General features: G+C 58.0%; 16 protein-coding genes. 7 read left to right on the forward strand and 9 right to left on the reverse strand.

Annotation, left to right across the window (positions count from 1 at the left end; translation table 11 throughout):
• Positions 1-94 precede the first annotated feature (94 nt).
• Positions 95-2,071: a sialate O-acetylesterase gene (locus tag ACZ5RI_RS12050; RefSeq protein WP_464513460.1), complete on the reverse strand. Its 1,977-nt coding sequence runs from the start codon at positions 2,069-2,071 to the stop codon at positions 95-97.
• Between the two features lie 301 nt (positions 2,072-2,372).
• On the opposite strand from ACZ5RI_RS12050, the gene ACZ5RI_RS12055 reads away from it, so the two are divergent.
• The 3 genes from ACZ5RI_RS12055 to ACZ5RI_RS12065 all read left to right on the forward strand — a co-directional run bounded on the left by ACZ5RI_RS12055 (position 2,373) and on the right by ACZ5RI_RS12065 (position 5,516).
• Positions 2,373-3,122 carry a hypothetical protein gene (locus ACZ5RI_RS12055; protein ID WP_464513461.1) on the forward strand — a complete coding sequence of 250 codons (750 nt, stop codon included), beginning with the start codon at positions 2,373-2,375 and terminating at the stop codon, positions 3,120-3,122.
• 44 nt (positions 3,123-3,166) lie between these two features.
• Complete coding sequence (locus tag ACZ5RI_RS12060; RefSeq protein ID WP_464513462.1) at positions 3,167-4,876, forward strand: AAA family ATPase; 1,710 nt, start codon at positions 3,167-3,169, stop codon at positions 4,874-4,876.
• A gap of 67 nt (positions 4,877-4,943) precedes the next feature.
• Positions 4,944-5,516 carry a TetR/AcrR family transcriptional regulator gene (locus ACZ5RI_RS12065; RefSeq protein ID WP_464513463.1) on the forward strand — a complete coding sequence of 191 codons (573 nt, stop codon included), beginning with the start codon at positions 4,944-4,946 and terminating at the stop codon, positions 5,514-5,516.
• A 133-nt stretch (positions 5,517-5,649) separates the two neighbouring features.
• Here ACZ5RI_RS12065 and ACZ5RI_RS12070 read toward each other — a convergent pair whose 3' ends face one another.
• The gene (locus ACZ5RI_RS12070) at positions 5,650-8,130 is read right to left on the reverse strand and encodes an FAD-dependent oxidoreductase (protein ID WP_464513464.1); all 2,481 of its coding nucleotides are present in this window, start codon (positions 8,128-8,130) and stop codon (positions 5,650-5,652) included.
• A 111-nt stretch (positions 8,131-8,241) separates the two neighbouring features.
• Between ACZ5RI_RS12070 and ACZ5RI_RS12075 the strand changes: the two genes are divergently transcribed.
• Positions 8,242-8,541 (forward strand): ArsR/SmtB family transcription factor, encoded by a 300-nt coding sequence (locus tag ACZ5RI_RS12075; RefSeq protein WP_464513465.1) that lies wholly within the window; start codon positions 8,242-8,244, stop codon positions 8,539-8,541.
• Positions 8,542-8,701: 160 nt separating this feature from the next.
• On the opposite strand, the gene larC is transcribed toward ACZ5RI_RS12075, so the two are convergent.
• The 5 genes from larC to ACZ5RI_RS12100 all read right to left on the reverse strand — a co-directional run bounded on the left by larC (position 8,702) and on the right by ACZ5RI_RS12100 (position 13,281).
• Positions 8,702-9,433, reverse strand: coding sequence for a nickel pincer cofactor biosynthesis protein LarC (gene larC, locus ACZ5RI_RS12080; RefSeq protein ID WP_464513466.1), 732 nt, complete (start codon positions 9,431-9,433; stop codon positions 8,702-8,704).
• Positions 9,430-10,104, reverse strand: a complete 675-nt coding sequence (gene larB, locus ACZ5RI_RS12085) for a nickel pincer cofactor biosynthesis protein LarB (RefSeq protein WP_464513467.1) — start codon at positions 10,102-10,104, stop codon at positions 9,430-9,432. Before larB ends, larC begins: the two co-directional genes overlap by 4 nt.
• Positions 10,088-11,479 (reverse strand): ATP-dependent sacrificial sulfur transferase LarE, encoded by a 1,392-nt coding sequence (gene larE / locus ACZ5RI_RS12090; protein WP_464513468.1) that lies wholly within the window; start codon positions 11,477-11,479, stop codon positions 10,088-10,090. Before larE ends, larB begins: the two co-directional genes overlap by 17 nt.
• Position 11,480: 1 nt before the next feature.
• On the reverse strand, positions 11,481-12,164 hold the full coding sequence (locus ACZ5RI_RS12095) for a hypothetical protein (protein WP_464513469.1): 684 nt from the start codon (positions 12,162-12,164) through the stop codon (positions 11,481-11,483).
• A gap of 100 nt (positions 12,165-12,264) precedes the next feature.
• Entirely contained in the window at positions 12,265-13,281 is a 1,017-nt protein-coding gene (locus ACZ5RI_RS12100; RefSeq protein WP_464513470.1) for a DUF362 domain-containing protein, read from the reverse strand.
• Positions 13,282-13,872: 591 nt separating this feature from the next.
• Between ACZ5RI_RS12100 and ACZ5RI_RS12105 the strand changes: the two genes are divergently transcribed.
• Genes ACZ5RI_RS12105 through ACZ5RI_RS12115 form a run of 3 tightly spaced genes read left to right on the forward strand, consistent with a single transcriptional unit; the run spans position 13,873 to position 19,637 of the window.
• Positions 13,873-17,070, forward strand: a complete 3,198-nt coding sequence (locus tag ACZ5RI_RS12105) for an efflux RND transporter permease subunit (protein WP_464513471.1) — start codon at positions 13,873-13,875, stop codon at positions 17,068-17,070.
• Position 17,071: 1 nt separating this feature from the next.
• Positions 17,072-18,235, forward strand: coding sequence for an efflux RND transporter periplasmic adaptor subunit (locus ACZ5RI_RS12110; protein ID WP_464513472.1), 1,164 nt, complete (start codon positions 17,072-17,074; stop codon positions 18,233-18,235).
• Positions 18,219-19,637, forward strand: coding sequence for an efflux transporter outer membrane subunit (locus tag ACZ5RI_RS12115; protein WP_464513473.1), 1,419 nt, complete (start codon positions 18,219-18,221; stop codon positions 19,635-19,637). Before ACZ5RI_RS12110 ends, ACZ5RI_RS12115 begins: the two co-directional genes overlap by 17 nt.
• A gap of 108 nt (positions 19,638-19,745) precedes the next feature.
• Here the strand turns inward: ACZ5RI_RS12115 and ACZ5RI_RS12120 are convergent, their stop codons facing one another.
• Entirely contained in the window at positions 19,746-20,423 is a 678-nt protein-coding gene (locus tag ACZ5RI_RS12120; RefSeq protein ID WP_464513474.1) for a type 1 glutamine amidotransferase domain-containing protein, read from the reverse strand.
• A gap of 72 nt (positions 20,424-20,495) precedes the next feature.
• Positions 20,496-21,920: a coniferyl aldehyde dehydrogenase gene (locus ACZ5RI_RS12125; protein ID WP_464513475.1), complete on the reverse strand. Its 1,425-nt coding sequence runs from the start codon at positions 21,918-21,920 to the stop codon at positions 20,496-20,498.
• Positions 21,921-21,929 lie beyond the last annotated feature (9 nt).

A 21,929-nucleotide genomic window follows, 5' to 3' on the forward strand; every position in this document is an offset into this window, starting at 1 on the left:
TTCCTTGATCTAAATCAAATTGGGTAAAAAACACGCCCCGCCATTGGGAAATAGCGGGGCGTGCACACACACAAACAGGCCTTATTTTCCCGATTTATTTTGCGGGAACCGCCATCGTGAACGGTGCCGCGGGCAGACCAGCCCCGTTATACAGATTAACGATGGGGCTGTCGGCCCAGCCATAGCGCAGCGTTACGGCGGAAAACCCTGCCGGAACTGCGATTTCGACCGTATCGCCCTTCTGCACCGCATCGACATAGCGGCAGGCACTGGCCACATCGCAGAGCTGGAATCCGAGCGGACGCTGGGCAGCATAGGCCAGCAAGCCCTTTTCGACATGGCTATAGCTTAGTGTCAGCACATCACCACTCCGGGTCAGGCGGGCGGGGACCGGGCCGCTGTCTGCCACATCCTGACCATAGACCAGCTTCTGCACCGTTAGCGCCACGCGGCGCCCCAGTTCCTGCTTATTGGTGGGATGAATGTTATCGACCTGCCCCAGATCGATCGTTACCACCAGAGCGGATTTTTGGGTTTCGGCCACGCTTTTGCGCTGCGCCTCGCGCATGTCGGCCCAATCGGACGGACCGGCATCGACCTTGTAGGTGCCATAGTTGGGCAACTGCACCACCACGAAAGGCGTCTCGGCATCAAGCTGGTGGCGCCAATCGGCGATCAACGCAGGCAGCTGGCGGGCATATTCGGCTGCCGCGCCGGAATTGGATTCACCCTGATACCAGATGATGCCGCGCAGCGGGGTGTTATGCAGCGGGCGGATCATCCCGTTATAAAGATCGCTGACACCAAACTGATTGAGCCACGGCATTCCGGGGGCGGCACCCAAGTGCTCCATGGTAACCGAACTTTTGTAGTGCCACGACGCGCCCAGCGTCACCGCAGAACCGTCGGCGTATTTCAGTGCCATCTGATCGCCGCGCGACAGCACGCCAGCACCGCCGACCACGCAGAGGGTGATAACATTCTTACCAGCATGCAGAACGCCTGCGGGCACATCGTAATTGCGCGCCACATCATAGCCCTGCCCCGCGCCGACCGATACGCCATTGACCCAGGCAACATCGGTGGTGTCGATCGCCCCCAGCGACAGGGTTGCGGCCCGCGCCTGTTCGGCGGTCAGCGTCACTTCCTGACGCAGCCACACCGCACCATTGAAGGTAACCATCCGGGGCACATTCCACACCCGCCAGGTGCCGGTGATGGTGATTTTGTCCCAGCCGCTGTCATCAAAACCGGGCTTGAACCAGGCATCTTGCCCCTGTGCCGCCGGATCGCGCGCCATGATCCACGCCGCCACACGCTCCGCCCATTTTTTCTTCGCGGCATCAGGCGATGCGGCATACAGCTTCAACAGATCAAGGTCAGCATCATAATTGCCCAGTTTGTGTAAGGCCTCGCCACTGATCCAGGCCTGAATGACCGAACCACCCCAGGCATCTTCGATCAACCCGACCGGCACGCCGATGGCGGGCTGCAAATTCTTGCCAAAATTATAGCAGGTGGCGGAAAAATCGGTGACCGACTTCGGGCTGGTGACATCCCATTTGGCATCAGCACCAAAGGTTTCGCGCGGGGTGGCGCTGGGGAAACGCTGCACATGGAACAGACGAATGTTGCTGTTGGTGGCACCCCAGATATCGGAATTGTAATTCGATGCTACACTGACCGGCATTTCCATGTTCGACTGGCCTGAGCACAGGAACACATCACCGATCATGATATCGCTGAGGGTCTGCACCGTGCCGTCGCTGCTTTTCGCGGTCACCGTATAGGGCCCGCCCGCGGTCATCGCAGGCAGCGTCGCCTTCCATTTTCCGGTCTTGTCTGCCTTGGCGCTGGCGCTGTGACCATCCAGCGTCACCGTGACCTTGGCCCCCGGCTTAGTCTGGCCCCACAAAGGAAGCGGGCGGGCCCGCTGCAACACGGCATGGTCCTGAAAGCTGGTGTAGAGCAGCGTGGCGGGCGCGGCGCTGGCAGCTGCCGGCGCTTCGGCCCAGACGGGGACGGTGCCAGCCAGCAACACGGCGGACAAAGCAAAGGGATAAAGACGCATAAGGTTTCCTCGAAGGCTTGCCTGATATTCGGCGGCGCATCATAGCGCCACGGACCAGGGAAAAAACACCCCGCCGCCACCTTGTGCAACACAGCTGCGTGAAAGCCGGGCGCCACCTTTTCAAAAGACCAACAGCATCCGAAAAATACCCGCAGCGTGGGTAATGTTGACAGGCTGCAATACCGACAGTATATTTTAGTACGGACGTCCGATCTACACATCCACGGACACTTCTATAAGCGGTAATTTACGTCTAAAACCAAATAGTTACGTCCAGAAACACCAACCTCAGGATGTCATCATGAACGACGCAGTCAGTAGAAAAATTCAATTGTTTTGCGCCTGGTGCGGCCCGGCCTTTGTGGTTCTATACGGGATAAGCTGGGTGGTGCTCGGACATAACTATCCGCCGCCCGACCCAACATTCTCGGCGCAGGAACTCGTCGACAATTTTTATCTGAAATACCGTAGCAGCATCATGCTGGGCCAGGCACTGTCGACGGCATTCGGCATTCTTTACCTGATCTGGGCCTGCCAGCTGACAGTCCAGATGTGGCGGCGCGAACAAACACCAATCCTGTCGCTGATCCAGCTTTGCGGCGGCCTGCTGACCGGCTGGGTACTGATATTCTGCCCGGCGCTGTGGGTCTGGTGCGCGGAAAACGCAGGCGCTGCCGATCCGCATCTGATCAAGGCGGTCCATTTCATGGCCTGGTACGTCTACGACATGACCTACATGGTCACGACCGTCGAAGTATCCGCGCTTTTCGTGCTGGTTATGACCGACAAACAGAAGCCCGCACTGATGCCCAAATGGGCGGCGTGTCTGGCGCTGTTCTCCGGCTTATCGTTTCTGCCGTTGACCTTCCTGCCCTATTTTAAAACCGGCCCGTTCGCCATCAACGGATACTGGGCCTTTCACGTCGCCTTCATCTCCTACGGCCTGTTCACGGCAATCATTGGCCCCTACATGGCACAGGATATCAAACGGGTAAAAATCCCGGCGGCACCAGGCCTGGGCCAAGCCATCAGCAGCAGCCAGTATCGCTAACCCAAACGAGCCCCACCATGGTCATGGAATGCCCCCGAACACCGATGCCGGATGAGCTGCCCACGGCAGGTCAGCGCAGTGCATGGGCCCGCATTTCAAACTGGTTCCATCATCGTCAGCCGGCGGACACCCCACCGCCCCGCCGGCTGGCGGTATCCTATGACGATATCGGCGGCTTAACCTCTGAAGTCGCCCGTATCCGCGAAATGGTAGAGCTGCCGTTGCGCAGTCCGTGGATTTTTACCCATCTCGGTATCGCCCCGCCCAAAGGCGTTCTGCTCTACGGTCCGCCGGGTTCGGGCAAAACACTGATCGCACGTGCGGTCGCCTATGAAACCGGGGCCTATTTCATCAACGTCAACGGTCCCGAGATCATCCAGAAGCATTACGGCGAATCCGAAGAGATGCTCCGCGGTATTTTTGCCGAGGCGCAGAAACATCCTGCCTCAATCATTTTCTTCGATGAAATTGACGCCCTGGCGCCGAACCGAGAAACCGTGCTGGGTGATGTTGAAAAACGGGTTGTCGCCCAATTACTCGCCCTGATGGACGGCCTGAACGCCCGCGGCCAGATCGTCGTCATCGCCGCCACCAATCTGCCCAACAGTGTCGATCCCGCCCTGCGCCGCCCCGGCCGCCTTGACCGCGAGATTGCCATCAATCCGCCCGACAAAGCGGGACGCGAAGAAATTCTGCGTATTCACACCCATACAATGCCGCTGGCGAATGATGTTGATCTGGCAAAAATCGCTGCACTGACGCCGGGCTATCTTGGTGCCGACCTCGCTGCGCTGTGCCGCGAAGCGGCAATGGTTTGCGCCCGGGGCATGCGGCAGCGCTATGGTGAAATATCACCCGATCTCGCCGCAGATGTTCTCGCCGACATCCGTGTTGGCAAAGTGCACTTCGAACACGCGCTGAACGAAGTGGAACTCTCCACCACGCGTCAACTCACCACAGATATCGCCGATGTGCACTGGGATGACATCGGTGGGCTGGAAGACGTCAAGCAAATCTTGCGCGAAGCCGTCGAGTGGCCGCTGAAATATGCCGATCGCTTCGAACATGTCCGGGCACATGCGCCGAAAGGTATCTTGCTCACCGGAGCCTCAGGCACCGGCAAAACCCTAATCGCCAAAGCCATCGCCAGAGAAAGTGGCATCAATCTGATTTCAATCAAGGGGCCTGAGCTGCTGTCAAAATGGGTTGGCGAGTCAGAGCGCGGGATCCGGGATGTGTTCAAAAAAGCCCGACAATCTGCGCCAACCATCATATTCTTTGACGAGATCGATGCCCTTGCGCCGTCGCGCGGCAGCAGCGGAGGGGACTCCGGCATCAATGAACGCATGCTTGGTCAACTGCTGCTGGAAATGGACAATAAAGAAACGCGCAACGCTGTCACCGTTCTGGCGGCAACCAACCGACCAGACCTGATCGACAAGGCAATCTTGCGCCCAGGGCGGTTCGACTATGTTATCGCTCTCCCGCTGCCGGACGAAAAGACCCGGCATAAAATCCTAATGGTGCACTGTCGGGGGCGTCAGCTTGGTCAAGGCATAAATCTGGCCGAATTTGCCCACGCCACAGATGGCATGAGCGGTGCCGAACTGGAGGCGCTTTGCCGCCGCGCCGCCATGGCCGCCATCGACGATTCCATCGCGCGTGACCCTGGGACACAGTTTTCCCCTTTTGTGATCGAGTACCGGCATTTTGCCCGCGCACTTAGCAACGCCAGACCGCCGGAGAAAAAATAATCCTCCCCCTTTGCCTTGCTATGGGTATCAGGCCATAAGATATAAAAAATGGAGTATTGCTGGCACGATGAAGGAAACACCGCAGAAAATTCTCGCCGCCGCGTTTCGGTGTATTTCCAGTCAGGGATGCGCGGCCGTAAGTTTGCGCGACATCGCGGACGAAGCCGGTGTAGCCCTCAGTCAGCTCAATTATTATTTTAAAAACAGAGAGACACTGTTCTCCGAGGTCCTGCGCTTCATGAGCCAGGACTATGTGGCTTATGTCGATGCCAATATTAAAAAATATGGCACGGTAAGCGAAAAGATCGCCTTTCTGATCGACTACAACCGTTCGCTGCTGGTAGAGAATACGGCGCTTTACCGATCTTTTCTGGACTTCTTCAATCTGGCTATGTGGTCAGATTCGTTCAAAGACGACATGAACGAATTTCTTGAACAGGTAACAGACGTTGCCCGGAAAAATATCGGTGAGGAACACACAACAAGCCTGAACAACCTGCCCTACTCCCCCGCCACGCTGGCGAGTACCATTCTTGGCACCAGCTTCGGCATAGCCATTCAGTACCTTATGAACCCAAACAACCTTGACGTGCTGGCAGGTTTCGACATGCTGAAAGAAGTCGTCACCCCACGGTCATAACGGCCCAGTCCGCAGAAAAAACACCCCGCGCGGCCGCCTTTCACATGCGGATCACCGATGGCTTTCATTCTTTGTTTTGTCGCAACCGACACGCAAAACCGTCACGGCATTTACGCTCGTTGCCCCAGCTGTATCAGATGAACAATGTGGTGCCGGATTCTTCCGCATTGGCCAGAAACGCGGCAACCCCGCCACTTTCAACACCGTCGATCAATTCGGATGGGGTAAAGCCCATCACCTCCATCGACATCTGACAGGCAATGATCTCGGTCCCGCCCGCGATCAGCCCGGCCAGCAGATCTGCCGGGGTATCGACATGTTTGCCCGCCATGACATGCTTCATCAGCGGGGCCCCCAGCCCGGCAAAATTCATCTTAGACAGGGAATTGAGCCGTGCCGCACCCCGGGGCAGCAGGAAACCAAAAGCCCATTCGATCAGCGATTTCTTCACCCTTGGGGCTGCGGCGCGACGCAGCACATTCAGCCCCCAGAAGGTAAAGAACAGACTGACCTTTTTGCCCATGGCCATGGCGCCGCTGGCGATGATCAGAGCCGCCATCACCTTGTCGAGATCGCCGGAAAACACCACCATGGTGAAGCGGTCCGTCTTATGGCCGGGATTGACCGCCACGCACGATGAAACCGTGCCCCCTTTACGCAGAACCGCGGTTATTTTCCCGCCCGTGGCTTCCACAGACAGCACATCATGCCCGGTCTTTTGCGCCCAGGCCCGCACATCGCGGCCAAAGGCCGGATCGCTAGCCGTAACCTGCAAACTTTCACCGGGGGCCATAGCCTGCATTGCCTGAAAGGTTTTGAGGATCGGGCCGGGGCATTGCAGCCCGGTGGCATCTAATGTCTGGCAGCCATCGGACTGCGTTGCCACAGTGGCAGCAACCGAAACCGCGCCGGGCTTGCAGCTTTCATAGTCGAAAATATCGGGGTTATCCTGCGGTCCTGTCGCCCAGGCATAGCTTTTATAGCCGCCGGTCAGATTGCGCACATCACTGAAACCCGATTGCAGCAAAATACGCTGGGCCAGATAGCCACGCATGCCAACCTGACAGAACAGCACCACCGGGCGGCTATGATCGATTTCATCAAGCCGACCGCGCAACTGATCGAGCGGGATATTACGTGCCCCCGCAATGGTGGCGATGGAAAACTCTGCCGCCGTGCGCACATCAATCAACTGCACGTCAGTGCCCGTCGCGAGCAGACCCTGCAGCACCTGCCAGCCGACCACCTTGTGTGTTCCCGCCAGCACATTACCCGCGACATAACCTGCGATATTGACCGGGTCCTTGGCCGAACCAAAGGGTGGCGCATAGGCCAGTTCCAGATCGGCCAGATCGGCCGCCGAAAGCCCGCCCTGAATGGCCGTGGCAATCACATCAATGCGCTTGTCCACCCCATCCGCGCCCACGGCCTGCGCCCCCAGAATGCGCCCGTCCGGGGCATAGAGTAGTTTGAGGCTGATCTGACTGCTGCCGGGGTAATACCCGGCATGCGAACCACTGTGCGTGATGGTGGCGTGATAGGGAATCCCCGCCGCCAGCAATTGCCGCTCGTTGAGACCCGTACTGGCCGCAGCAAGATCAAACACCTTGAGGATCGCGGTGCCCAGCGTGCCCGGATAGGCTTTGCGATCACCGTCTGTGGCAGCGCAGATATTGTCGGCGGCAAGCCGCCCCTGCCGGTTGGCCGGTCCCGCCAGCGGGATCAGTGCGGCACGCTGGCTGATGCTCTGTGTCACCTCGACCGCATCGCCCACGGCATAGATATCCGGATCACTGGTTTGCAGATAGGCATTGACCTTGATGCCGCCAGTTGCGCCCAGCTCCAGCCCGGCCTCGCGCGCCAGCGCGGTTTCCGGGCGCACGCCAATGGCCAGCACCACCATATCGGCCGCAATGCGCCGACCGCTGGCCAGCACCACAATGCTGTGGCGGCCCACATCCTCGAACGCGGCAATCTTGTCGCCGAGATAGAGTTCCACCTGCTTGTCTTTGAGATGGGCATGGGCAATGGCCGCCATATCACCGTCAAAGGGGGCCAGGATCTGGGGCGCGCCCTCGATAATGGTGGTGGCGATACCGCGTGCGTGCAGATTTTCGGCCATCTCGATACCGATAAAACCACCGCCGATCACCACCACGCGCCGCATCGGCTGCCCGCCCAGATGCGCCATGATGCGATCCAGATCCGGGATGTTGCGTAAGGTGAAGATCCGCGGGGATTCAATGCCCGGCAGCGGCGGGCGCAGCGGAGCCGCCCCCGGTGACAGCAGCAGCCGGTCATAGGATTCGTCCGTCACCGCCCCGGTGATCAGATTCTTCAGCCGCACGGTCTTGGCGGCGCGATCAATCGACACCGCCTCGGTCTGGCTGCGGACATCGACAGCGTAACGGGCACGGAACATCTCCTCGGATGCGACCAGCAGATTTTCCCGCGCCGGGATGGTGCCTGAAACATGATAGGGCAGCCCGCAATTGGCAAAGCTGATATAGGGGCCGCGCTCGACCAGAATAATCTCGGCCGTTTCGGCGTTGCGCCGCAACCGCGCCGCCGCCGTAGCCCCACCGGCAACACCACCAATGATGACGATTTTCATGCCTGGCTGACCTTTCATCGCCCGCACGAGATTGTGCCGCAGCGGCACAAACGGACAGGCACCCACGATTTAGGACTTGCACGCTACCAATATATTCGTACATTCGCAAGTATGAAGATAAAGCCTGTCGAGATGGAAAAAAGGGCGGCGCAAGCCGAAACGCTGCTCAAGGCGCTGGCCAGCCGTAACCGGCTGATGATCCTGTGCCTGCTGGTGGAAGGTGAATGCTCGGTCGGCCAGATCAGCGAAAGCCTTGCCGTCAACGGCCCGACGGTATCACAACACCTTGCCCTGCTGCGTAAAGACGGGCTGGTCACCACCCGCAGGCAAGGCCAGACCATCTGGTATTCCATCGCCAGCGAACCGGCGCGCAAGCTGCTTGAAACACTCTATGAGATTTACTGCGCCTGAGCCGCGATCAAGAATAATCACGCAAAACAGTATATTATGACGAAGCAGCTTTCCCCGCCCTTGGATTTCCCCCCGAGGGGGGCAGACGTTATGGTCTAAAAGCACGAGTTATGGGCGTTATAACCAGCCGTACGCATGCGCACACCAGATCGTGAACGCGTCACTCTTCAACCGCAAAAAACAACGCTCCATTAGGCAAATTCTGAAACACTTTCCCGCCATACGCCCGCGCCTGCCTGACAATAGTGCATTGCGGCCACTTGCCGAATTGCGCATTGGCGGCCTTTAAAAATGCGATCGCCGTCGGCGTTACGGTTTCCCCTTCGGCTTCCACCCCATACACCGGAACCTGAGGTAACATTTCCAGCACTGCCGGGGCTGGGCTGGCCAGCCTGCCATGGGCGCAGGCAATTGTGCCATCACAAATCGGCAGCGGACTGCAATAGAAATTCACCGGCGACAGCTTGGTGAGCAGTGCAGAGGCCAGACAAATGTCCAGAATACTGTCGAGGGCCCCGACCTCATGAAAATGCACATCATCAACCGCAATATTGTGCACACGGGATTCCGCGGCGGCAAGAATAGCAAAAGCCCCTGCCGCGAGCACTTTGGCCGCCGGTTGTAGGGCGCTGTTCTGAATAATCTCAGCAATGGTTTTGTAGCTGCGGTGGTGATGTTCGTGCGGCAGATCAACCCGGGCCTGCCAGCCGGAAACATGATGCACAGCATGGGGCAGGATATGAAGCGAATTTGCCAGCGCCGGAACCCCAATGGCATCGATCAAGGCATTGAGCTCCGCATCCGACACATCGGCCAGACGCGAAAGACCGGTCAGCAGCATATCGCCACTTAAGCCGGACGGGGTGCGCACGACAACAGAAAGACCACTCATATTTTATCCCTTTGTCCGAATTTTACCGCCATATTCAGTATACGCACAGCAGCGCAGGCCGCGCCGAAACCATTGTCGATATTGGTCACCGCCACGCCCTGGGCACAACTGGCCAGCATGGCATGCAGGGCGGTTTGCCCCCCGGTTGCAACGCCGTAGCCCACCGAGGTCGGCACCGCGATAATAGGGCTGCCCGCCAATCCGCCGATAACCGAGGCCAGCGCCGCATCCATCCCGGCAACGGCCACAATAACGTCATAGTGACGAATATCGTCGATCCGTTCGAGCAGACGATGCAGCCCCGCCACCCCGACATCGCAGAACAAACCCTGCTGCACGCCCATAAAATGCAGGGTGCGGACCGCCTCGGTTGCAACCGACAGATCCGATGTTCCGGCGCAGACAACGGCAACCCGACCGGGGCGAGGCGCCATGACACCGTTGAGATAGGCTGTGCCGGAAACCGCATCATAATCCAGCCCCGCGGTGATTGCGGGAGAAATAGCGGAGAACTGCGGCGGATATAATCTGGTCAGCAAAACCGGATCTGCGGATTTATTACGCAGTTCGACCAGAAGCCGCTCCAGACTTTTATCGTCCTTGCTTTCACACAGCACCGCTTCCGGCATACCGATCCGTTCGGTGCGGTCATAATCATAAATGGTGGTCATGCTTATTTCCTACGAAGGCGCGACCGGGCTGGTACGCTTTAGGGTCCAGCGCAATATCGATAATGCCCGGCTCCGCGGTCTGCGCCTGATGCAGCACCTCCGCCAATAGCGCCGCTGTGGCAAGATGACCTTCGTCCTGCTGCATTTCGACGATCATATGGTTTTCTTTTACCCGGCAGCGCAGCACACGAGCGCCGGTTTCCTGACGCAGCGCCTCTTCGGCCAGTTCAATGGCCCGCATACGTTCCGCCGTCACCCGCGTGCCGGTGTACACCCGGCTAGCCAGGCATGGCGCGGCCGGCAGATCAGCAAAAGCCAAACCCAAACTGGCGGCGATGGCCCGTATCGCCGCTTTGTCGATTCCCACCTCAACGAAGGGGTGGCGCACATGATATTCGGCCGCAGCCTTCAGACCGGGGCGATAATCGCCGAGATCATCCTGATTGGCACCCGACAACATCACCGCCCCGTCAGGCATTGCCGCCGCAATAGACTTCAGCGTGCCATACAGATTGGATTTGCAGAAATAGCAACGGTTGACCGGATTGGCGAGATAGCGCTCGTCCTTAAACTCGTTACTCGTCACCAGGGTCAACTGCCAGCCTTCTTGCGAAGCCACGGCTTTGACGCGTTCGGTCGCGGCCTGCGGCACCGCCGGGCTGACCGCGTGAGCGATGATGGTATCCGCCGGGGCGGCACGATGGGCAAGTGTAGCCAGCAGCAGAGAATCCACCCCGCCAGAGCAGCACACCACGCGAGGCCCGATTTCGGCAAGCCTGGCTTCAAGATTTTTCTGCAAGGTGCCAAGTGTATAAAGTTCATTGGTGGCGATGTATTCGGCAACATCTGGAGGTGTCATGAAATCAATCGCCAAGCCTTTTAAGCTTCGCGCCCGGATCAAAGAGGAAGAAATGTCGATAGCTGGCACCGCTATCCGTTGAATATCAGGTTCAACACCTGACTGATCTTGCCCGGCACGAACCAGTACAGCAAAACGGCACATCTGACGCAGATCACCGATGCCCTGCCACAGGTGCAACCGGCCGACAATGTCGGAGCCGAGTAAAAAAGTTATTTCCGCACCGGGATATTCCTGGCGAAAGGAACGTACGGTATCGATCGTCGTCGATTTTCCCGTGCGCGCAATCTCGACATCACTAACCTGGTATTGTGGCGCGCCCGACAACGCATGGCGCAACATATCCACCCGCTGACGACCATCGATCAGCTCCGGACAGTCTTTCAGCAATGGCGCACCCACCGGCACGAAAATCAGCCGGTCGAGCGAAAGCGCCTCCGCCGCGGCTTGTGCCGCGATCAGGTGGCCAAGATGCACCGGATTGAACTTACCGCCGAAAAGACCAAGTCGGAACATTTCAGCTCACAATCCAGAATACGCCGACACACATGGCCACGACCGCCAGCGTACCACGAAAGGCATACCCGAGACGCCGTATTTTCTGACTGATCCAGCCCTGCCCGCGCCGAAGGATGGCGGCAAAACACAGCATTCCGGCAAGAACGCCCAGCGAAAAAATCACCACATATATAACACCCATAGCCGGGCTTAAAAAAATTGCCGGAATTAATGCCAGAAACACTGCACTTCCTGCCGTCCCGTGCACAATGCCAATCAAAAGCGGGGCCCGAAAAAACGGACGCCGGGCAGAACCAGGGACATCATGGTGGTGCCAGCCATCACCATGCCAGCCATCACCATGACTGTGCCAGCCTTGCGATGGACTACGTTCCTTGCGAATATTCCATAACACTGAGCAGCCCGTCAGAATCAGGATGATGCCGACACTGCGTTCAGCCCAATAGGGAATGCTTTGTGGCAACACCCAGTGAAAGCCCAAGGCCGCAATGGTGATCAGAAGCAACAGACCGCCATGACCAATGGCCCAGTGTGCCGCATAGGATAGCGCATGACTGGGGCGATCTTGCCGCCCCGTCAGTGTGGCAACAGCGAGCACATGGTCGGGATCAAAGGCATGAACCATACCTAGCGGAAAGCTGACTGCAAGTAGACTGAAAACCGTAGGGGTATGAACAAACATCTGAGCCTGCACTGAAAATTGTTCCAAAAATCCATCCCCGCATAACCGCACGCTATGGAGGCTGGCGGCGGCAGTACTACGCTGCCGCCGCAGTACCGTATCAGATATTGATCAGCTCATATTGATCATTACCCAGACCTAACGACTTCATATATTCGATCTGGCGCAGTCCGGTACGGGTTTCAATCCGCTCGACAATATCATGGCGCTCGGGCGGTGGCAGAGCATACATAAAATCCACCGAAGCCTTATCAATCGCCAGAATATCGGTCGAAGCCAGAATACCGATATCTTTGGCTGTCGGCGGTACACCATGGGCATCACAGTCACAATCGACCGAAAGATTTTTCAGCACATTAATATAGGTGATGTGCGTTCCGAAATGTGCGGTGATGGCCTTGCCGCATTCCACCATGCGTTCCAAAAACGGTGCCCCGGTTTCCCATTTATCACCGTGGATCTGGCGCTTACCAACCTGGCCGGAGGCACAACCAATCGCGATATTTTTCAGCGAACCGCCGAAACCAGCCATCGCATGGCCCTTAAAGTGGGTGTAAACCAGCAGAGAATTATAATCCATCATATGCTTGCCAACCGCCACTTCGGTCAAATGCCGCCCCGGTGTATAGGGACGCACCTTCAATGACGGATCGGCGTATTTATCCAGAAATGCCTGCATACCCGGAACCGGCAGCGACACATCACCATCCGCATCCATGATATCGACCGGGCAGAAATCGAACCCGTTGACCTTCAACGTTTCGATATGTGTGTCGGTATGCTGACGCGGACTGCGATACAGCACATTGCATTCCACAATATTGCTGTTCGGCACATGGGCCTGAAAGCCTTTGATCAGTGAAATCGGCAGCAAATTCGGCCCGTGCGGCTCCCCGGTGCTGAGTTTGATGCCGATTTTACCCGTCATACCCTGATTGACCTTGGCATAGGCTTTCAGCAATCCGGCAACACTAATATCCTTGGTAAAATATACCGGAGCCTTTTCCCGAGGTGCACCAACAGCATGGTCTATACCGGGCAATTCCCCAGCCGCCACAGCGCCCGCGGCAACCGCGCCCTTCTGAATGAAACTACGCCGTGAAATGTGCTTTTTCATGTGACCACCCTAATTTTCGCAATGAAGCAGATCTGGTTCTGCATTGATTTCTCACCAGCCCAGAAAACGTCCCTATGTGTGCGACGCGATGATGAAGCGACACCGATATAGCCAGGGGCAACTCAAACATTTTAAATTCTAACGGAGTTACACAGTAGCAATTATCCATAAGAAATGCATGGAGTAGTGAGCCTGCCTCATCAATTTTTCGTGGCAAACGGCGCCTGAATGGCCAACCCACGCCAGCCACATCCACCCCACACTTATGAGGGCTCCTCATAAGTGCATGCGGGTTTTGCCATCTAATTTCTCGCTTCACCCTCTGCTAGAGAGCACTCTGCCATGCATTCTCATGCTATGCAGTGCACAGCATAGACCTGTTGGCAGGAAAACATACAGCCCCAAAAGGCTGTCGTATATTTTGATTGCCAGACGCCGGATGCTGCGGCCCCAAATAAACGCATGCATCTTGACGATGAAAACCACGCAGAGACCAATGCGGCAAAGATAAGCACAAAACCGTCGCCCCAGTTCCGTCTGAATATATGAAACGACCCACGCCGTTCGCATGGGCCATGTGGAGTGTTTGCGTTGATCCGTCTTGTACGAATAGCCCTGACCAAGCCGCTGACGTTTATCGTCATGGCCATTCTGATCACAATTCTCGGCGTGTTATCCGCCATCCGCACCCCGGTCGATATTTTTCCTGACATCAAGGTGCCGGTGATCGCGATTGCCTGGACCTATACCGGCCTGCCGCCGGACGAAATGGCCGGACGGATCATCACCCCCTACGAACGCGCCCTGACCAGTACGGTCAATGACATCGACCACATTGAAAGTCAGTCGTTACAGGGCATTGGTATCGTCAAAATCTATTTCCAGCCCGGCGCCGACATTCCCACCGCGACATCCCAGGTCACATCGGTTTCGCAGACCATGTTACGCCAGCTGCCCAGCGGCACACAGCCCCCGCTGATCCTGAACTATAGCGCATCGACCGTGCCAATCTTACAGCTTGCGCTTTCGGGCAAGGGCCTGACCGAAGGCCAGATGTTCGATATGGGCATGAACCAGATCCGGCCAACCCTGGTGACGGTTCCCGGCGCCGCCATTCCCTCGCCTTACGGCGGCAGCTCACGCCAGATACAGGTCGACCTCGACCCGCAAGCCCTGCAGTCGAAAGGGTTATCCGCTCAGGATGTCGGTAACGCCATCGCAGCGCAGACCCAGATCACACCAGCTGGTTTCGTCAAAATCGGCGAATATCAGTATGCGGTACACCTCAACAACGCACCGTCCACCGTCGAAGATATCAACAACTTCCCGGTCAAGGTTGTGAACGGCGCCACGATCTATATGCGCGATGTGGCACATGTGCGTGACGGCCCCGCCCCGCAGACCAATGTCGTGCATGTCGATGGCAGCCGTTCGGTTATCATGACCATCCTGAAGATCGGCGCGACATCGACACTTTCGATCGTTCAGGGCATTAAAGACAGCTTGCCGAAGATTCAGCAGACCCTGCCGGATTCTTTAAAAATCGTTCCGATCGGCGATCAGTCGCTGTTCGTCAAAGCCGCCATTAAGGGCGTTATCAACGAAGGCATCACCGCAGCGGCCTTAACCTCGCTGATGATCCTGCTCTTTCTCGGATCGTGGCGTTCGACGGCCATTATCGCCACCTCGATCCCGCTGGCCATTCTGGCGGCGGTGATGGGGCTGTCGCTAACCGGCAACACCCTCAACATCATGACGCTGGGCGGTCTCAGCCTGGCCGTAGGTATTCTGGTTGACGATGCCACGGTGACGATTGAAAACATCAACTGGCATCTGGAACAGGGCAAGCCGGTGCTCAGCGCCATCATGGATGGTGCCCGCCAGATTGTTACCCCGGCCTTCGTCTCGCTACTGTGCATCTGCATCGTCTTTGTGCCGATGTTCTTTTTACCGGGCGTCTCCGGCTTCCTGTTCGTACCGCTGGCGCTGTCGGTGGTGTTCGCCATGATCGCTTCGTTCGTCCTGTCGCGCACCCTGGTGCCGACCATGGCGATGTATCTGCTCAAACCACATCATCTGACGCACAGCATCTCAGCTCCGCCCGGCACCGGAAGATTCGGTTCCATCATCGCCCCCCTGCAGCAATTCCAGAAAAAATTCTCGGGCCTGTTCGAGCGTATCCGCACGATCTATGGCACCTTTCTGGAAACGGTTCTGGCCGCCCCGAAACGCTTCATGATCGGCTTTATGACTGTGATCCTGTTGTCCTTCCTGTTGCTGCCGTTCCTGGGCGAAAACTTCTTTCCGGCAGTCGATGCCGGCTCGATATCTATTCACGTGCGGGCCCCGGTCGGATCGCGGGTTGAACAGACCTCGGCCGAATTTGGCCGCATCTCGCAGCGCATCAAGCAAATCATTCCCCCCAAGGAACTGGTATCCATCGTCGACAATATCGGTTTGCCGGTCAGTATCATCAACTCGGTCTACAACAATTCCGGCACCATCGGCCCACAGGACGGCGATTTTCTCATTCAGCTTTCCTCGGACCACAAACCGACCGCCGACTATGTTCGCAAACTGCGCGAGGAACTGCCCAAAGCCTTCCCCGGCACGCAGTTCGCTTTCCTGCCGGCCGACATCACCAGCCAGATCCTGAACTTTGGCTCGCCCGCACCGATCACGATCGAGGTTGTCGGACCCAACATGAAGAGTAACGATGCCTATGCTCACAAGATCCTGCGCCGGATCAATGGCATCACCGGGCTGGTCGATGGCCGCATTCAGCAATCGCTGCATTATCCGCAGCTCAATATCGACGTCGACCGCAGCCACATCGGCCAGATTGGTCTGACCGAACGCGACGTTACCTCCAGCGTGTCCAACATTCTGGCCGGTTCCTCGCAGACGGCACCGGTCTTCTTCCTCAACCCGCAAAATGGTGTTTCCTACCCGATCGTCGCGCAGACGCCGGAATACCGGGTCGGCAGCATGGCGGCGTTGACCAGCATCCCGGTCACCGGCACCACCAACAACACCCTGCAGGTTCTGGGTGGCGTCAGCACCATCAGCCACAGCAACACCCCGGCCGTGGTTTCGCATTACAACATCACGCCGGTCACCGATATTTACGCCACGATCAGCGATCGCGATCTGGGGGCCGTGGCCGGTGACATCAATCACGTCCTGCGCGATCTCAAAGCCCAGGCCCCCAAAGGCACCACCGTCACCTTGCGTGGTCAGTACGCCACCATGAACACCGCCTTTATCGGGCTTGGTCTGGGGCTGATCGGTGCCGTGGTGCTGATCTACTTCCTGATCGTCGTCAACTTCCAGAGCTGGCTCGATCCCTTCGTCATCATCACCGCACTGCCCGGCGCACTGGCAGGCATCACCTGGATGCTGTTCACCACCGGAACCACGCTATCGGTCCCGGCCCTGATCGGCGCCATCATGTGTATGGGTGTTGCGACATCCAACTCGATCCTGGTGGTCAGCTTTGCCCGCGAACGTCTGGCCGAGCTGGGCGACGCCACCAAGGCAGCGCTGGAAGCCGGGGTTATCCGCTTCCGCCCGGTGCTGATGACGGCGCTGGCGATGATCATCGGTATGCTGCCCATGGCCTTGGGCCTCGGTGAAGGGGGTGAGCAAAACGCACCACTGGGCCGCGCCGTGATCGGCGGACTTCTTGTAGCAACCTTTGCGACACTGGTTTTCGTTCCTGCCGTCTTCAGCTTCGTTCATCGGCACGATACTCCGGCGCGCTTTAAACAGATCGAAATAGAGGAATAAAATGCTGAACTTCCGAACAGTTTGGCCGAAGCGGCGCAAAGCGATTGCGATTATCATTGTCCTGTGTGTCGTGGTGGCTGGCATTTCCACGCGCCTGTATAATCAATACCGGCTGGCAGCATGGACGCAGGATCAGGCGACCCCGAATGTCTCGACCATCCATCCTGCGGCATCGGCCGCCGGTGGCCTGCTGACCTTGCCGGCCAGCCTGCAGGCCCTGAACAGCGCGCCGATCTATGCCCGCACGTCCGGCTATGTGAAGCAGTGGCTGGTGGATATCGGCGATAATGTTCGCAGCGGCCAGACGCTGGCACTGCTGGATGCGCCGGAAGTACAGCAGCAACTGGCCGCCGCCGAGGCGGATTATCAAACCGCCCGGGCCAATCAGCTTCTGGCTCAAACCACCGCCAAACGCTGGACGACCATGCTGGCAAAGGATGCGGTTTCCAAACAGGAAGCCGATGAGAAGCTCGGCGATCTGGCGGCCAAAACCGCCGTGGCCAATGCCGCCCGCGCCAATATGGACCGGCTGAGGACCATGGCCGGTTACACCCGCATCGTGGCCCCCTTTGATGGCACCATAACAACGCGTTCGGTGCAGGTCGGCGCCCTGATCAATGCCGACAATGCCACGACCTCGCCGCTGTTCACGGTTTCCGATGTCAGCCGCATCCGCGCCTATGTCCGCGTGCCGCAGGCCTATTCGGCCCAGGTTCATGTCGGCACCGTGGTCAATCTGACTTTGCCGGAATATCCCAGCCGGACCTTCCCCGCCACAGTCACCCGCACGGCGGATGCGGTGGACCCGGCATCGGGCACCTTGCTGGTCGAATTGCAGGCCGACAATCACGAACATGCCTTGCGGCCCGGTTCCTATGCGCAAGCGAATTTCCCGCTGCAAGCGGTCAAAGGCAGTGTCACCCTGCCGCCCAGCGCACTGGTCATCAGCGAACGCGGTACGCAGGTTGCCCTGTTGGGCCGCGATAACCGGGCCATTCTGCGCACGATCAAAATCGGCCGGGATCTTGGCAAAGTGGTCGAAATCAACGATGGCCTGACGGTCAAAGACGTCGTGATCGACAGCCCGCCGGAATCGTTGCAAACCGGCGATGCGGTGCGCGTCGTGCATTCAGCCGGGGAGCAGGTCCATGCGGCAAAGAAATAAAGCCGTCTTCATTGCCCTGTTGCTGCTGACGGGGTGCTCGCTGGCACCGGATTACCACCGCCCGGCGGTCGACGTCGGTGCGGGCTACAAGGAAGACGATGTCTGGCAACCGGCGGGCAGCAAAGTGCCCCCGACCGGCAAATGGTGGGAGATTTTCGGCGACGCAACGCTCAACGCGCTGCAAGACCGTATCGACAGCGATAATCCCAGCCTTGCCGCCGCCGCGGCGCGCTATGCCGAAGCCGCCGCCATTGCCGGGCGCAGCCGCGCCGATCTGCTGCCCTGGGTCAGTGCCGGGGGCAGCGTTGAACGCAGCACCGTTTCGAAATCGCGCCCGCTGACGACGGGGGAAGCGGTAACCTATAACAATTACTCGGTTGGCCCGTCGCTGACCTATGAGCTGGATCTGTTCGGCAGCATCCGCAATTCGGTACGGGCCAGTGACGCCAGTGCCGACGCGGCCAAATCGGATTACGATGCCGTGCGTCTGGGCTTGCAGGCCCAGCTCGCCACGGTCTATTTCGATTTACGCGGTCTGGATACCCGTCTGACGCTGCTACGCCAAACCGTTGCGGCCTATCAGCGGGCCTATGATCTGACCACCGCGCGCCATGACGGTGGTATCGCTTCGGAGATTGATGTCAGCCGCGCCCTCAACCTGCTGGCCAGTGCCAAGGTCGAACTTGATCAGGTTACCGCGTTGCGCGCCAATGATGAACACGCCATTGCGATCCTGCTCGGCATGGTGCCATCGCGTTTCAGTCTGGCCCCATCGGATGCCGCGCTGCTGCCGCCACGTATTCCGGTTGATGTTCCCTCGGCCCTTTTGGAGCGCCGGCCGGATATCGCTGCGGCAGAGCACCGGGTTGCGTCGGCCAACGCTCAGATTGGCGTGGCGCGAGCGGCGTTTTTCCCCCGCATTATTCTGGGGCTGACCGGGGGCTATCAGTCGACGGCCAGCAACCTGTTTGCCAGTGATAACCGCTACTGGTCGATTGGTCCGGCCGCAGCAGCCCTGCCCTTGTTCGACAATGGCGCCAACAGTGCCAACCTCGACCGCAGCCATGCCGAATATGATCTGGCCGTGGCCAATTATCGCCAGACGGTGCTGACCGCCTTCCGCGAGGTGGAGGATGATCTGGCCACCGCCCGTCACCTGACCGATCAGGAAAGCCATCAGCATACCGCAGCCGATGCCGCGAACCGGGCCAGCGATCTGGCTTTGACCCGCTATCACGACGGCGCGGCCAGCTATCTGGAAGTGGTGACAGCCCAAACCGCCGCCCTGGATGCCCAGCGCAGCCTGCTCGATCTGCATAGCCAACAGCTCAAACTGGCCACCGATCTGGTCCGGGCTCTGGGCGGATATTACGACGCAAAACAGCCGGGCAAAGGAACCTGAAAACGGACCGCCTAATCGCAATTACCAGAATTCCTCACGATTAGGCTTATGGCATGCAACCAAACCTGCAAGGGGCCGGACAGAAATCTCTGCCCGGCCCCTATGGCATTACGCGATCAATCCGATCAGCACCTTGGCAACACCTTCACTGCTGGCCGGGTTCTGCCCCGTAATCAGCTTGCCATCTTCCACGACGAACGGTGCCCAATCCGGGCCTTTACGATAGTCGGCGCCCTGCGCAATAAACGTGTCCTCGATCAGGAAGGGCACGACATCCGTCAGCTCGACGGCGGCTTCTTCACCATTGGTAAAACCGGTGACCGTGCGCCCCTTTACGATGGGATCGCCATTGGCAGCCTTGACATTCTTCAGCACGCCCGGCGCATGGCAGACAAAACCAATCGGCTTACCGGCACGCTCGAAGCTTTCGATCAGCCGGATTGACACCGGGCTTTCGGCCAGATCCCACAAGGGGCCATGACCGCCGGGATAAAATACCGTGTCGAAATCTTCCTGCCGCACGGTGTCAAGCTTCACCGTGTTGGCCAGCACCTTTTGCGCTGCCGGATCCGCCTTGAAGCGATGGGTCAGTGCGGTCTGGAAATCCGGCAGATCGCTTTTGGGGTCGAGCGGCGGCTGACCACCGGCAGGCGATGCCACTGTTATCTCGGCCCCCGCGTCGAGAAACGTATAGTACGGGGCTGCAAATTCCTCGAGCCAGAAGCCAGTCTTTTTGCCTGTATTACCCAGCGCGTCATGGCTTGTCATCACCATCAGAATTTTCATCGTTGATTACCTTTTTGTCGGTCCGCGATAACAAGCACGGACATGAGGGGAGAGGGATTTAAGAACTGTATTTTAGTTTTTCCGGCTCAGCATTGCTTCTAATGCAGCTTGCTTGTCGGCATAGGGGGCACGAAGACGAAGACCACTGGCCCCTTCAGCCGACTGAAGTACCGTTGGGCGGAAGTGACTGAACCGCCGGAAGCCATGAACACCATGATAGGCACCAATGCCCGATGCCCCCACACCACCAAACGGAAGGGTTTCGATACTGGCGTGCGTCATGACATCGTTGATCACCAGCGCGCCAGATGTCACCCGGGCTGCAAAATGCTGCTGGGTCTTAGCTGTATTACTGAACAAATAGGCGGCCAGAGGGCGATCATGGGCATTGATGTGCGCAATGGCGTCTTCAATGCTGGCCACAGTTTTAACAGGCAACAGGGGGCCAAAAATCTCCTCCTGCATAACCCGCATATCATCGCTTACCCCGAGCAGTAACACGGGCGCGATTTTACGTGTCGCAGCATCATAGGGCGGTTCCCCCGCAGGATTGAGCGTAACGACCCGGGCACCCTTTGCCTCGGCATCGGCAATCAACCCAACCAGCCGTTCAAAATGGCGCTGGGTTACAACCGATGTGTAATCGTCATTAGCCTGAATGGTGGGGAATGCCTTTGCCATAAAGCTTTTCGCAGAAGCCACGAAGCCTTCAACCGCATCATCCTGCAACATGACATAATCAGGAGAAATACAGATTTGCCCGGCATTGAAGGTCTTGACCGTCAATACGCGATCCGCGGCCGTTGCGATGTCGAAACCGCTCTCGATCACAACCGGGCACTTACCGCCCAGCTCCAGCGTAACCGGCACCAGATTTTCCGCGGCCGCACGCATCACATGGCGACCAACCGCAGAACTGCCGGTAAATACAAGATGGTCGAACGGCAAAGACGAGAAGGCTTGTGCCACATCCGGCCCGCCGATCACCACGCCCAACTCTTCGGCATCAAACAAATCTCCGACGAGAAGGGCCATCAACTCAGATGTACGGGGCGTGAATTCCGAAGGTTTGATTAATGCCGTATTGCCTGCGGCAAAGACGCCAGCCAGCGGCGCAAATGCCAGATTTATCGGAAAATTCCACGGGCTGATAATGCCAACCACGCCCATGGGCTGCGGCTCGATCCATGCCGACATAGCAGGGTCCGGCGTTTCGACGACCTCGCGCTGCATCCAGTCGGCGACATGCGCTGCGCTATAGCGCAGACCTGCCGCAGTTGTTGCAATATCGGCCGTCAGGGAATGATACACTGCACGATTGCCAAAGTCGGCACTGATGGCTTTAGCAAAATCGGCAGAATTGTCCGTGATCAGGTGCGCGGCACGTTCCAGCCGATCGCGGCGCAGGGCGGCATCGGCAACCGGCTTCGCCAGATGCGCATTTTTCATACCGTGTAGAATACACTGCAGATCTTTATAGATAGCATTGTCGGTCATCATCGGTCT

Source organism: Micropepsis pineolensis (assembly GCF_055392125.1).

Bases quoted from the DNA above. Each gene is read 5' to 3' on its own strand.
- ACZ5RI_RS12050 (WP_464513460.1), bottom strand. From the start codon at position 2,071: ATGCGTCTTTATCCCTTTGCTTTGTCCGCCGTGTTGCTGGCTGGCACC.
- ACZ5RI_RS12055 (WP_464513461.1), top strand. From the start codon at position 2,373: ATGAACGACGCAGTCAGTAGAAAAATTCAATTGTTTTGCGCCTGGTGC.
- ACZ5RI_RS12060 (WP_464513462.1), top strand. From the start codon at position 3,167: ATGCCGGATGAGCTGCCCACGGCAGGTCAGCGCAGTGCATGGGCCCGC.
- ACZ5RI_RS12065 (WP_464513463.1), top strand. From the start codon at position 4,944: ATGAAGGAAACACCGCAGAAAATTCTCGCCGCCGCGTTTCGGTGTATT.
- ACZ5RI_RS12070 (WP_464513464.1), bottom strand. From the start codon at position 8,130: ATGAAAATCGTCATCATTGGTGGTGTTGCCGGTGGGGCTACGGCGGCG.
- ACZ5RI_RS12075 (WP_464513465.1), top strand. From the start codon at position 8,242: ATGAAGATAAAGCCTGTCGAGATGGAAAAAAGGGCGGCGCAAGCCGAA.
- larC (WP_464513466.1), bottom strand. From the start codon at position 9,433: ATGAGTGGTCTTTCTGTTGTCGTGCGCACCCCGTCCGGCTTAAGTGGC.
- larB (WP_464513467.1), bottom strand. From the start codon at position 10,104: ATGACCACCATTTATGATTATGACCGCACCGAACGGATCGGTATGCCG.
- larE (WP_464513468.1), bottom strand. From the start codon at position 11,479: ATGTTCCGACTTGGTCTTTTCGGCGGTAAGTTCAATCCGGTGCATCTT.
- ACZ5RI_RS12095 (WP_464513469.1), bottom strand. From the start codon at position 12,164: ATGTTTGTTCATACCCCTACGGTTTTCAGTCTACTTGCAGTCAGCTTT.
- ACZ5RI_RS12100 (WP_464513470.1), bottom strand. From the start codon at position 13,281: ATGAAAAAGCACATTTCACGGCGTAGTTTCATTCAGAAGGGCGCGGTT.
- ACZ5RI_RS12110 (WP_464513472.1), top strand. From the start codon at position 17,072: ATGCTGAACTTCCGAACAGTTTGGCCGAAGCGGCGCAAAGCGATTGCG.
- ACZ5RI_RS12115 (WP_464513473.1), top strand. From the start codon at position 18,219: ATGCGGCAAAGAAATAAAGCCGTCTTCATTGCCCTGTTGCTGCTGACG.
- ACZ5RI_RS12120 (WP_464513474.1), bottom strand. From the start codon at position 20,423: ATGAAAATTCTGATGGTGATGACAAGCCATGACGCGCTGGGTAATACA.
- ACZ5RI_RS12125 (WP_464513475.1), bottom strand. From the start codon at position 21,920: ATGACCGACAATGCTATCTATAAAGATCTGCAGTGTATTCTACACGGT.